Raw genomic sequence first — 11,960 nt, 5'->3', positions numbered from 1 at the left:
TGAGGCAGAAGGGCAGGGAGTACAAGGCGAAGAGGGACGAGATAAACCAGAAGATAAAGGAGCTCAAGAAGAACAGGGAGGAAATCAACGCCAAGCTCGACCTCCTCTACCAGGAAATCCTGGAGTACAGGACGAAGAGGGACGAGTACAACCAGCTCAGAAGGCTCAAGATGAGCCCCGAGAAGATACAGGAGAGGATAGAGAAGCTCGAGTGGGAGCTCCAGACCAACCCGAACATCACCCCTGAGAGGGAGAAGCAGATAGTCGACCAGATACAGGTTCTCGCGACCGAGCTTGAGATAATCCAGCAGGCCGACAGGTTCCACAAGAAGCTCGTCGAGACGAGGAAGAAGGTTGACCAGCTCAAGAAGGCCAGGAAGGCCATAAGCCTTGAGATACAGAAGCTCGCCAACCAGAGCCAGCAGTACCACGAGCAGATGATTCAGGCCTTCAACAAGGCCGACGAGGTCAAGAAGGAGGCCGACGAGTACCACGCCAAGGTCGTCGAGCTCCGCGAGAAGGTCAGGGAAGTCAGAAGGGAGCTCAGGGAAATCGAGAGGAAGATTCGCGAGTACGACGAGAAGCACAAGGAGCTCATAGCTTACAGGCTCGTCGCGAGAATGCGCGCCAAGAAGGACGCCAGCTTCGAGAGGGCAGTTGAGGCCCTTGAGAAGTTCAAGCGCGGTGAGAAGCTCACCCTCGACGAGCTGCTGCTCCTCCAGCGCTACAACCTCGTGTGATGCCCATGGAAGTCATCAAACACGAAGGGCCTGGAAGGTTGGGGTTAGTTCGCTTAGGAGACTACTCCTTCAGGACCCCCGCCTTGGCAGGGGTAGACTTCACGCTCTCCCCCTTCAACTCCTTCTTCCACCCCAGCGAGCCCGGCGACTACGACTTCAACTTAGCTCCTTCAATCCCGCTCGGCTTCTACACACCGGCGGAAGTCATTGAGAAGGCTCTTGGAAGGCTGTGGAGCGTTAACTATGACGGCTTCAACGCCTTCTATTTGCCAGCCCTGAGGAGAACCGAGTACCTCGAGAAGTTCTTCAAGATAATCGAGCGCTACAACTTCGATGCCGTCTACCTCGGCAACTCCAAAATCCTCGTCAAGGAGTACCGCTACTTCGTTAAAATCCTCCGCGCCCTCCGTGAGAGGTTCCCCAACGTCATGATTATAGCGGATTTGGAGCCGTTCTTCTACCCACTCGCCGTTTATCTCGGCGTCGATGCCTTCGACACGCGCTCGCTCAAGCTCTACGACTTCGAGGGCAAGGGCTTCACCCAGTACAGCCCGTTCCTCTGGGGCAAAGAACCCAACTCCCTCGACTTCGCGAGAGAAACTATCCTTCTCGTGAGGAAGGCCCTCGAAACCGGTAAGCTCCGTTACCTCGTGGAGAACCTGTTCTACACCCAGTACCACGCGGGAATTCTCCGCATAGCGGATTTGGAGCACGCCGATTACCTCGAGAAGTACACGCCGATTCAGAAGGAGACGGTCTACTTCATCAGCGACGCCTCCATCAGGAGGCCTGAAGTTAAGCGCTGGCACTCTCGCGTCCTCGAGCGCTTCACCCCTCCAAAGAACACCGAGCTGGTCCTCCTCTTCCCCTGTTCGGCCAAGAAGCCCTACTCCTTCTCCCGCTCGCACACCCTCTACAGGCGCGCCGTGAAGGAAGCTTTAGGCTCCGGAACGGCCAGGGTTCATGAGCTAATCCTCACTTCCCCCTTCGGTGTCGTTCCGAGGGAGTGGGAGTGGCTGGCGAAGTACGACATAGTCGTCACCGGCCACTGGAGCGAGGAGGAAATCAAACCTGCGGCAGAGCTACTCGCGAAGACCCTCGAGAAGTACCCGAAGGACGTTCCGATAGTAGCGCACCTCGACGAGGCCTACGTCGAGATAGCGAGGCTCGCAAGTGAGCTCTCGGGCAGGGAGATAATCTTCACCCGCGTTGAGAACGGAACGACGAGCAAGGAAAGCCTGAACTCTCTCACCGAGACTCTGAGGGAGTTCCACCTTGAGGGGACGAAGGAGGACAGAACCTACCGCTACTTCGAGAACATAAGGAAGGTCTTCGACTTCTACTTTGGCGCTGGAGCAGGAGAGGCCGTCCTTCCCGATAACGGCCACGTCAAGGGCTCAAAGATGCTCCGCCTCTTCGTTGAAAACCAGCAGACGGGAACCTTCAGGGATGGCGTCATAAGCGTCACGCCCTTCGGAATGCAGAGGATTTACGACTCGCTCAAAGCTTACTGGGTGAAGATTGACTTCGACCTGCGCGGCGACGTCTTCGCGGTCGGCGTGAACGAGGCCGACGAGAGGATTCGTCCTGACGACATAGTTGGTGTCGTGAGGGACGAGAAGGTAGTCGGCGTCGGCAAGGCCGTTCTCGCGGGAGAGGAAATGATTAGGGCAAAGAAGGGCGTCGCCGTCAAGGTGAGGAAGCGGGCTTAAAATTTTAAAGTTCCTCCCCTACCTTTTCTCATGCCCAAGTACTTCCGCAAAGGCGTCAAGAGGGAGCACCACTTCCTCAAGGGCCTTGAGAAACCTCTCGAGGAGATAGCCTCGATTCCCGGCGTCAAGAAGGTAATCCCGGGCAGGATTTACGCAAGCGATTCCCGGGGATTTGAGATTAAGGTGACGCGGGAAACGCAGACCGGCCTTAAGCTCGTCGCCAAGAGCGATGGGAGCGTTCAAGAGGTTTTTCTCGTCGTTGACAAGGCCGACCGGGCCAGGGTTCGCGAAGAGATAAAGCATCTTGCTGATGAGTGGGCGAAATAATTTTAAGTTCGGTTTTTAACTATTCATGATGGTGAACCTCAAATTTAAAACCCGGTTATCAGCTTACGACATTACTGCGGTTCTCATAGCCCTATTCTATTCGCTCGTTATGATTCATCTTAGCCTCCTTAAGTTCAAATACTTCCGCTACACCAGCTTTGACCTTGGAATCTTTACGCAGTCCTTCGCGGGCTTCCTCCACGGTCGTCCGTGGTTCAACACTGTGGAGTGGCAGGTTCACGGCGTTACCAGCCACTTCGGTGTTCACTTCCAGCCGATAATGTACGCCCTTATTCCCCTTTTCAAGCTATTCCCATCCGCGAAGACCCTTCTCGTGGTTCAGAGTCTTGCACTCGGCACGTCAGTTTTCCTCGCTTACCTCCTCGCCAAGAAGGTTCTGAACGAGAGGCTGGCGCTCGCGCTGACGGGGCTCTACGCCTTCAACTCCTCCCTCATTGGAATCAACCTCTTTGAGTTTCACCCCGTTTCCCTCGCGGTTCCGCTCTTCCTTCTTGCGGCAGTTCTCCTCGTTGACGGCAGGGAACGTGAGTTTTTCGCAACCTCGGTCATCTTGCTCTCAGTGAAGGAAGACACGTTTCTCGGCGTGGCTTCGCTTTCGCTGTGGTGGGCCTTTCGCGATGGCTTTTCCATCGAGGAACTGAAGAAAAACCGCCGCTTTCTTGTTTTTGCGGCCCTATCCGTGCTCTACGGCGTAATCGTCATCAAGCTTATAATCCCCCATTTCGGGAAGGGCTACATCTACGGTAGTCTTTACAAACACGTCCATCTAACCGGCAGAAAGCTTGCCTACTTCTTACTCTTTAATCTAAGCTTTGGTCTCCTTCCACTCTTCCTCCCGAGAAACTGGGTCCTCCTTACCCTTCCTTGGCTTGAGAACCTCCTCGCCTCAAGGGCCAGCCAGTACTCCTTCGGCTTCCATTATCCTTACATGCTCGTCCCGCTTTCCTTCCTGGGCACAGTCTACGTCCTGAAAGAGCTTGAATTCAGGCATCTCAAAAGGATTCTATCAGTGCTCCTCGTGCTTGGGTTTATAACATCGTGGGCTACTATGCCTATCGCGGAGACTCCACCCAAAGAGCCGTTCTCTCTTGTCTACTATTCAATTCTTGAGCCGCTCCCCGGATACAAAACTGCTTGGGAAGTTATAGACGTTCTTCTGAAGACGAACCTCTCAATTTACACCCAGCCTGCTTTTTATCCAGCCTTGGCGGTTAAGGAGAATGTCTATGTTTATCCAGCAGGGATTAAGCCGGATTTGGTGTTCGTGGACGTGAGGACGTATCACGGGAGGCTCTACCTGAAGAGACTTAGGGAGATGGTGAGGAATAACTACGTTCTCGTTTATTCAAAAAATGGAATTGAACTGTACGCAAGGTCGGGTTTAAAGCTCCCGCTTCCCCTCAAAGAACTCAATTAGCTCCTCATCGCTTATTTCTTCGTCCGCCTCGGTGTAGCCGAGCTCCCTCTTCTGCAACTCAATGAGGCCCGGCGTGAGCAAAAGCCTCCCGTCCAGCTTCGGAACCGCATAGTGGAGCGTTATCTCGCTGAACTCGTCGAGCCTTATCGTCGGGTTCTCCTCGTACTCAATCTCCTCCAGCCTCTTGCCGTCCGCGATTAGCTTGGCCACTATGCTTGCCCCGTCAATCGAGAACTGAGGTTTTCCGATGTGCCTGACCTTAACGCCTTCCATCTTCGACGTTATGAACTCCTTGGTTCTTCCCCTCGGAATGGCATCGCCGAGGATTCCTCCGACGACTATTATCGTGTCCTCATCAATGTCTTCCGGCTTCAGCTCTTCCTCCGCCTGAAGGTCGAGGACTATGATTTTTGAGCGGTCAAAGGGGAACTTCGTGACGCTTTCACCTATGACGCTCCCAAGCTTTGCAAGTTTTTCCCTTTCCTCAGGCAGGACGTTGGTGAAAATCAGCTTATCCTTCCACCACTCGCTCACGTGCTTGTACTCCAGCCACAGCCAGTCGCTTATCTCCTCGAGGTGCTCTATGACGAGGTACGGCATGCTCTCTCACCGCCCGGCTTTGGGTTCAACTTTTTAAAAGCTCTTCCCAAGTTAGGCCATGTCGTTCAGGGAGAAGTACTCGCGCATTGCCAGACACTACGAGACCCTCGAGAAACCCCTCGACAGGTTCTTCTGCCCCCTGCGCGAGAGGGCGGTTTCCTTTGTCGGGGGGAAGACCCTTGAGGTCGGTGTTGGCGTTGGGAAAACGTTGCGCTATTATCCAAAAGACGTTGAGCTCTGCGCCGTTGATGCCGTTCCCGAGGTCATTGAAATCGCCCGGGAAAACGCAAGAAGGCTTAACCTGGACGCCTGTTTCGAGGTTGCCGACGTTGAGAAGCTTCCTTTTCCCGACGGTAGTTTTGACACAGTTCTGAGCTCCTTCGTCTTCTGCACCGTTCCGAACCCCGAGATGGGGATGAGAGAAATCCTCCGCGTTTTAAAGCCTGGGGGAAGGGCGATTTTCCTCGAGCACACGAAGAGCGACTCGATTTTGCTCGACTACCTCTTTCTCCTTCCCCTGAAGTTGCCGTTGAAGTTGCTCCTCGATGACGACCCCCTCAGGGAGACGCATAAACTGGTCTCGAAGCACTTTGAAATCGAGTGCGAGGAGCGCTATTACCGCGGAATCGTCCGTTTAATCGTCGCGCGGAAGCCCGCTGAGAGTAAAACTTTTAAAGCTCCCTCCCCTTAAGAATAACGGGCGTGCGGTGGTAGTCTAGCCTGGTCCAGGACACCGGCCTCCCAAGCCGGTAACCCGGGTTCAAATCCCGGCCACCGCACCATTACAGCCCTTTTCTGACGAAAGCGCTGGCGGAAGATTGAGTGCTTTTCTGAGAATTAGTTGGTTTTGAAATGGGTTTTTATTTACTTGCTCCTTTATGAGTGTTTCACTCTCTAAAGGCGCCCTTTGGGCGTCGATAAAAATATGAAACTGCTTGAATGACTAATTTAAAAGTTAAACCCATGTGTCGGTTGTACTTAAGCAGTGCACGACTGACTTTTTGCTATGGGTAAGAAGGGCATTCCTTTGGTCAAACTTTGCTTTGCAAAGTTTGTTCGCCTGCGCGAAGTTTGACCAAGGTTCGTGATTCCACTAAGGGGCAATTCTAAGGAGTTTGCACTCTTAAACGGCCATTTTCTTGGGGGAATTATCTTTAAGAGGGGCTTAAGATGGGGTTTCTCTAAGAAGCGCTCCGGGGGAGCGCGAGAAAAGCAAACCTAAATGAGAAAGCTTCCAAAATCTGGGAATTCACATTCTACAAGAGCCCGTTAAAAGCGCAAACCCTCTCAAAACACCCCGTTAAAAGAATCACAAACTTTGATGAAGCTTTGCGAAGGCAAAGTTTCCTTGGTCAAGCTTTTCCCAAAAGCTTGCTTGGCAAGTGTTTCACTTGAAGAAGGCGTCCTTTGGACGCCAAAAACAAAAAATCATTGTTTAGTGTTAAACCCCAGTCAAAGTTGCACTTGGTTAGTGTACATTCTGTCCTCTTATGTTGGGTTTTGAAACCTCATGAACTAACTTTGAGACTCTATTCATGATCAACTCTCCCTTCCCAGTTCTTTGAATGATAATGTACATGAAAGTTCGCTCAAGTTAACGAATGGACTTAACTCCCCCAGTTTTGTCAAATGTACCCCTTTTCGAAGCCCTTATATTCCCCTCCCCGAAAAATCTTCGAGGTGATACCGCATGGAAGTTAAAGGTGGTTACTGGGGTAAGATTCTGAGAGTCAACCTGACAACGGGGGAGATTAAGGTCGAGCCCCTTCCCGGGCACTTCCCGAGGAAGTACCTCGGCGGCGTCGGCTTTGGAACGAGACTTCTCTACGACGAGGTTCCGGCCGGAGCCGACCCGCTCGGACCCGAGAACAAGATGATTATCACCCCCGGTCTCTTCGTTGGAACCGGAATCGGAACCGGTTCCAAAACCGCTTTCAACTTCAAGAGCCCGCTCACCGGTGCCTACGGCCGTTCGATGGCCGGTGCTAAAATGGGTGAGGAGCTCAAGAAGGCCGGTTACGACGTTCTCATAATCGAGGGGCAGAGTGAGGAGCCGGTTCTTCTCTACATCAAGGACGATGAGGTCAAGCTCGTTCCGGCAAACGAGTACTGGGGCCTCACCACCGGCGAGGCGAGAAAGAAGGCCAAGGAGGAGTACCCGGGCTTCGCGACCGCTTTCATCGGTCCGGCCGGCGAGAACCTCAGCCTCATCGCGACGGTGGACACCGACGAGAGACAGGCCGGTAGGGGCGGTCCCGGAGCAGTTCTCGGAAGCAAGAAGCTCAAGGGAATCGTCGTCAAGGGCACCAAGAAGATACCGATTGCCGAGCCTGAGAAGCTCCGCGAGCTCATCAAGAAGTGGGCCATGATATTCAAGGACCACCCTGCGACCAAGGCGGACATGGACTACGGAAGCGGTGAGTTCCTCGACTGGATGAACAGGGAGAGGGGAACCTTCCCGACTAGGAACTGGCAGATGGGCTTCTTCAAGAAGGCCTACGAAAGGCTCAAGGAAATGCAGGAGAAGGGACTGCAGTTCAGGGTTCACATTGAGATTGACCCCTACTACTGGGCGCCCAAGTACCGCGTCGGAAGAAGACCCTGTCCAATGTGTAACAAGCCCTGCAGCCAGTACGTTAAGGTTGAGAGCGAGAAGTGGGGCACCTTCATGACCGACGGTCCGGAGTACGAGACCCTCTACTCCTTCGGTGGCGCGCTCGAGCTCGACGACTTCGAGACCGTCGCGTATCTCAACTACCTCGCGGACGAGCTCGGCCTCGACACAATCTCCGCCGGTGTCACAATCGCCTGGGCCATGGAGGCCTACGAGAGAGGGTTGCTCACCAAAGAAGAGGCGGACGGCCTTGAGCTGACCTTCGGCAACGGCGAGGCCGCAGTCGAGGCGCTCAAGAAGATGGCCTACCGTGAGGGCAACCTTGGAAAGCTTCTCGCCGACGGTGTTAAAAGGGCAAGCGAGAGGCTCGGCAGGGGAAGCGAGAAGTTCGCCATGCACGTCAAGGGCATGGAGCCTCCAGCTTACGACGTCCGCGGTATAAAGGGAATGGCTTTGGCTTTCGCGGTCAACGTCCGCGGCGCCGACCACCTCACCAGCGGTGCCTACGGAACCGAGCTCGTCGGCAAGTGGTGGAAGTTCGAGGGCGTTGACAGGACCAAGGGCGAGAACAAGGGCTTCGAGATTGCCTTCCACGAGAACCTCATGGCAATCTACGACGCCACCGGTGTCTGTAAGTTCTCAAGGCACATGTACTTCCTTGAGGGCTTCCCTGAGCTCGTTGAGGCCGTCACCGGCATGAACATCGGCGAGGCCGAGCTGATGGTCATCGGAGAGAGGATAATGAACATCGCTCGCGCCTTCAACGTCCGCGAGGGCTTCACCAGGAAGGACGACACCCTGCCTTACAGGATTATGTGGGAGCCGATTCCAGAGGGACCGAGCAAGGGCCTGCACGTCCCGCCGTGGGAGCTCGACAGGATGCTCGACGAGTACTACCAGGCAAGGGGCTGGAGCAGGGACGGAATCCCGACCAAGGCCAAGCTCATGGCCCTCGACCTGCCGGACATCGCGGACGACATCGGAGCGGGAATCTGAAGGTTTTTATTCCCTCCCCTCTTATTCTCCTAGGTGAAGGAAATGGACGAAAATCTCAAGGCCTGCAAGAACTGTCGCTGGTTCGGGCCGATTGATTCCTACTTCCTGACCTACGGAATGTGCAGGAAGCACATGAAGACCGTCCACATGAACTTCGTGTGTGAGGATTGGGAGCCGTTATGGGGCGAGCGCTAAAGCGTCCCTCCAGTCAAAGACCCTTGCATTCTCGGGCTCCCGTGGGAGGACGCTCCTGTCCGGAACGACGAGGAGGTTAACCTCAGCTCCAGCACTCTCAAACTTGTTTTCGGCTTTTCTAAGGTCCCTTTCTCTGAGCTTCGCCTTCCACTTGACCTCGGCAACCAAGTAGAGCCTCCTGTTCTTCACAAGGGCAACGTCGAGCTCAAGTTCCGGCTTCTCAATCCTGACTGGCTGAAGGCCGTAGTGCTGGGCGAAGAGACGTTCAAAGAACACCTCTACGTAGCGGGGCAGTTTTTCCTCCAGCAATCTGTGGACGGTTTTCTGGGGAAGACCCGTCTCGAAGAAACCGTATTTTGAATTCAGGTAGTACGCGAAGTCCACGAGGGGCGATACGTGGCGGTAGCGGTAGACCTTTCTCCTCTTTCCAAAGACTGGGATTCTCTCAAGCAAGCCCATTCCCGCGAGGGTTTCGAGGTATGGCGCTACAGCTCCCGGGGAAGCGTTCTCCATCAATCCCCGGGAAGATAGCTCCCCCGCTATTTCCCCAGTGCTTACCTTTCCCCCGGCAACGGCCTCGAGGATTGCCCAGTATCTCCGGGTAAGCTCGCGCTCCTCCTCGGTGAATATCTCACCCACGAGGCCGGGAACGTAGTCCTTGAGAACGGTACCGAGGACGTCAAAGGTTTCGACGCCGTAGGATTCCACCGTAGGAGCGAGCCACGGTTCCTGAACGAGAACGGCGAGTTCAACGAGAGGCTTGCCTTCAAAACCAATGGCGTGAACGAACTTCAGGGCGTCAGAAGGCCTGACGAGACCCACCTCATGGGCGTGGAGGAGGCCCAGCAATGGACTGCTCTCCCCGAGGAACCTCCTGAAGTAATGCCTCGTCGAGGTTATGAGGGTCAGTTCACCCTTCCCTGACAGGCCCTGGAGAAGCGAGAAGAACGGTTCTCCAAGGCGGTGAAACTCGTCAACGACTATTCTACCTGTTTGGAGAAGGAGCGGAAGAAACTTCATGAACTCGTCAAGGGTCATTCTCTCTCCAGTCTCCACATCGATGAGTTCCGAGCCCCTCGTAACGATGAAGTATCTCGCATAGTTTCCCCTTTCGCGGACGTAGAACGTCTTTCCCGTCTTTCTGCGCCCGTAGAGGAGCAACCACTTCGCTTTGAGGGCAACGTCGAGTTCGGACCTTTCTATAATGGCCATTAGTATAACCACCATTATACTAATTCTGCTTATTCTTAAAAGCCTAACGCTTGAACACCCTAACGTCAACGACCACGTGCCAGACGCCGGGGGCGTAGCGCTTGATAATCAGCTCTTTTAGTTTCTCGGCCTCGTAGCCGTGCTCCCTCGCTATCCTCCTGAAGGTCGCAAAGGGTTCCTCGGGCATCAGCCTCTCTGGCACGGTGTTGTGGTAATGAACAATCGCCTCGTCCTTCGCTATGCTCAGAGCTTTCGGTATGAACTCGGCGGTCTTCACAACGTAGCCCATCAGAATCCTGTCGGCTATGTTCTCGCCTGGAAAGTCGCGGTTGTCGATGTTGTAGGGCGTCATCAGGTCCTGGACGTTGTTCAGCCAGATGCTCTCGACCAGGAAGCGGAAGGTGTAGGGGTCCTTCTCAATCGCTATGACCCTCGCCCCCTTGTGGACGGCCATCGGGAGGCTTAGATGGCCTATTCCCGCGAACATGTCAACGACCAGCTCGCCCGGTCTCGCCACCTCCGCCATTCTGACGCGCTCCTTGACGTTGGCCGGCGAGAACATGACCTTCGCCACGTCGAGCTTGTACTTGACGCCGTTTTCAACGTGAACGGTAACGGTGTCCCTGCCGTAGAGAACCTCGTAGTCCGGCTTCCTGGTCTCGCCGTGTATGTGGCCCTTCCTGAGGACGGTTTTAACGCCCAGAACTTCCGCGTAAACCTCGGCTATCCTGTGTTTGTAGGGCTCAAGTTCCGGCCTGAGGGGCAGAATCAGGACGTCGCCAATCTGGACCCAGTGCTTGGGGAGCAAATTAACCAGCCCGGCCGGAAGCTCCTTCGAGAGCATCTCCCGTATGCGGGGTTTTATGACCTGGGTTCGCTTCGCTCTCATCTTGGTCCCTTCGTCAAAAAGCGATAGGAAAGCCTTAAAAACTTAAAGGACGGATTTAGGGTGAGAACCATCGGAGGTCGATGAACGATATGGAGGACGAGCCCCCGAATAGTGGGCTGTTTTCGAGGCTGTTTGGCCGTAAGGAGGAGGCACTTCTTGAGCAGAGGCTGAGCGAAGAGGCTTATGAAGACTACCGCAGGCTTCTTATGCGCGCCAGGCCCGAGGTGGACGGCTCGAAGCTGACGATTCGCCTCGCTGATGGGGTTGTCGAGCTCGACAAAGGCGTCCTGAGGGTTAAGGCCCGGGACAAGAGGTCGGCCGAGAAGATTTTGAGAAACCTTCACCACTACGAGCAACCCCCGAGCATCTGGCCGGCCTACGGGCTCAGCTACTCGATTAAGAAAAAGAAGAGAATGATTCTCTAACAGACCAGAAGCTTTAAATTCTTCCCTTCTACCTCTCTTCGCGGATGACGACCCTTGCCCAGTCTGAACTGTGATGACGTCGGTATTAGCTGACGCAGGGGCGGGGAGGTTCGCGGACCGATGAACCGCCCACCGGAGGGAAGAGAAGTGGGAAACAACGGAAGCGCTGAAAACGACGGGCTGATGGAGTTCTACGCGAGCGAGGCTTTAACCTGTCCGAGGAGGATATACTTCCGCCTGAAGGGCTACCCTCCGAGGTGGCCCGAGAACGTCAAGGTTAGGCTGAACCAGGGCGTTAAAACCCACGAGGTCCTTGGGCAGATTCTTAGCAAACGTTTCGGCTTCGAGCTTGAGAGGCATCTCGTCCTGCGCTCAAGGAAGCTCGGTTTCGAGATTCACGGGAGAATAGATGCGTTTCGTGAGTTTCCAATCGAGATTAAGGGGAAGACGAGCCTACCGAAGGTGCCCTACGACTACCATCTGGCCCAGCTCAACGTCTACCTGCGGTGGGCCGAGGCGGAATACGGATACCTATATTATATTAAACTCCACGACGAGCCGACGAAGATAATCGGCAAGCTCGACATGTCGAACTTTCCGGTGATAAAAGGCCCGAACTTCAGGGCCTTTGAGATTCCCTACGACGGTAAGCTCTTCAAAGAAACCCTAAGGCACTTCTATTCGGTCAAAAAGGCCTACGAGAAAGGGAAACCGCCAGAGGGCTGGAGGAGCTACGCCTGTAAGTTCTGTCCCTACCGCTACCTCTGCTATCCAGGGGACGAGTGAATTTTGTGGTTGGTAATCACAAAGTT

General features: G+C 54.5%; 12 protein-coding genes and 1 tRNA gene. 10 read left to right on the top strand and 3 right to left on the bottom strand.

All coding sequences use genetic code 11. The features are described 5' to 3' along the window. From CS910_RS11775 to CS910_RS11760, 4 genes are all read left to right on the top strand, one after another. Nucleotides 1–740: coiled-coil protein (locus tag CS910_RS11775; protein ID WP_099212322.1), on the top strand; the 740-nt coding region annotated here is incomplete at its 5' end. Between the two features lie 5 nt (nucleotides 741–745). Continuing rightward, nucleotides 746–2,452 (top strand): archaeosine synthase subunit alpha, encoded by a 1,707-nt coding sequence (arcS, locus tag CS910_RS11770; protein WP_099212319.1) that lies wholly within the window; start codon nucleotides 746–748, stop codon nucleotides 2,450–2,452. 30 nt (nucleotides 2,453–2,482) lie between these two features. Beyond that, the gene (locus CS910_RS11765) at nucleotides 2,483–2,779 is read left to right on the top strand and encodes a DUF2103 domain-containing protein (RefSeq protein WP_042693335.1); all 297 of its coding nucleotides are present in this window, start codon (nucleotides 2,483–2,485) and stop codon (nucleotides 2,777–2,779) included. A gap of 28 nt (nucleotides 2,780–2,807) precedes the next feature. Then, nucleotides 2,808–4,217 carry a DUF2079 domain-containing protein gene (locus CS910_RS11760; RefSeq protein WP_099212528.1) on the top strand — a complete coding sequence of 470 codons (1,410 nt, stop codon included), beginning with the start codon at nucleotides 2,808–2,810 and terminating at the stop codon, nucleotides 4,215–4,217. Here the strand turns inward: CS910_RS11760 and CS910_RS11755 are convergent. Next, nucleotides 4,182–4,817 (bottom strand): hypothetical protein, encoded by a 636-nt coding sequence (locus CS910_RS11755; protein ID WP_099212316.1) that lies wholly within the window; start codon nucleotides 4,815–4,817, stop codon nucleotides 4,182–4,184. The genes CS910_RS11760 and CS910_RS11755 overlap by 36 nt on opposite strands. Nucleotides 4,818–4,875: 58 nt before the next feature. On the opposite strand from CS910_RS11755, the gene CS910_RS11750 reads away from it, so the two are divergent. The 4 genes from CS910_RS11750 to CS910_RS11960 all read left to right on the top strand — a co-directional run bounded on the left by CS910_RS11750 (nucleotide 4,876) and on the right by CS910_RS11960 (nucleotide 8,622). Beyond that, nucleotides 4,876–5,508 (top strand): class I SAM-dependent methyltransferase, encoded by a 633-nt coding sequence (locus CS910_RS11750; RefSeq protein WP_099212314.1) that lies wholly within the window; start codon nucleotides 4,876–4,878, stop codon nucleotides 5,506–5,508. 13 nt (nucleotides 5,509–5,521) lie between these two features. Beyond that, nucleotides 5,522–5,599: transfer RNA gene (locus CS910_RS11745), tRNA-Gly, on the top strand. Between the two features lie 908 nt (nucleotides 5,600–6,507). Continuing rightward, nucleotides 6,508–8,427 (top strand): aldehyde ferredoxin oxidoreductase family protein, encoded by a 1,920-nt coding sequence (locus CS910_RS11740; protein WP_099212312.1) that lies wholly within the window; start codon nucleotides 6,508–6,510, stop codon nucleotides 8,425–8,427. 33 nt (nucleotides 8,428–8,460) lie between these two features. Then, on the top strand, nucleotides 8,461–8,622 hold the full coding sequence (locus CS910_RS11960) for a hypothetical protein (protein ID WP_158523843.1): 162 nt from the start codon (nucleotides 8,461–8,463) through the stop codon (nucleotides 8,620–8,622). On the opposite strand, the gene CS910_RS11735 is transcribed toward CS910_RS11960, so the two are convergent. Further along, nucleotides 8,605–9,849, bottom strand: a complete 1,245-nt coding sequence (locus CS910_RS11735) for an ATP-binding protein (RefSeq protein WP_223211966.1) — start codon at nucleotides 9,847–9,849, stop codon at nucleotides 8,605–8,607. The two genes, CS910_RS11960 and CS910_RS11735, sit on opposite strands and share 18 nt — an antisense overlap. 28 nt (nucleotides 9,850–9,877) lie before the next feature. Then, nucleotides 9,878–10,723 carry a tRNA(Phe) (4-demethylwyosine(37)-C(7)) aminocarboxypropyltransferase Taw2 gene (gene taw2 / locus CS910_RS11730; protein WP_099212305.1) on the bottom strand — a complete coding sequence of 282 codons (846 nt, stop codon included), beginning with the start codon at nucleotides 10,721–10,723 and terminating at the stop codon, nucleotides 9,878–9,880. Between the two features lie 89 nt (nucleotides 10,724–10,812). On the opposite strand from taw2, the gene CS910_RS11725 reads away from it, so the two are divergent. Both CS910_RS11725 and cas4 read left to right on the top strand, forming a co-directional pair. Further along, nucleotides 10,813–11,148: a hypothetical protein gene (locus CS910_RS11725; RefSeq protein ID WP_099212527.1), complete on the top strand. Its 336-nt coding sequence runs from the start codon at nucleotides 10,813–10,815 to the stop codon at nucleotides 11,146–11,148. 120 nt (nucleotides 11,149–11,268) lie between these two features. Beyond that, entirely contained in the window at nucleotides 11,269–11,934 is a 666-nt protein-coding gene (cas4, locus tag CS910_RS11720; protein ID WP_099212302.1) for a CRISPR-associated protein Cas4, read from the top strand. The last annotated feature ends 26 nt before the right edge of the window (nucleotides 11,935–11,960 follow it).

The sequence above is a fragment of the Thermococcus henrietii genome (assembly GCF_900198835.1).
In the GTDB taxonomy this organism is placed as follows: Archaea; Methanobacteriota_B; Thermococci; order Thermococcales; family Thermococcaceae; genus Thermococcus; species Thermococcus henrietii.
This window is presented reverse-complemented; position numbering and strand designations above follow the sequence as displayed.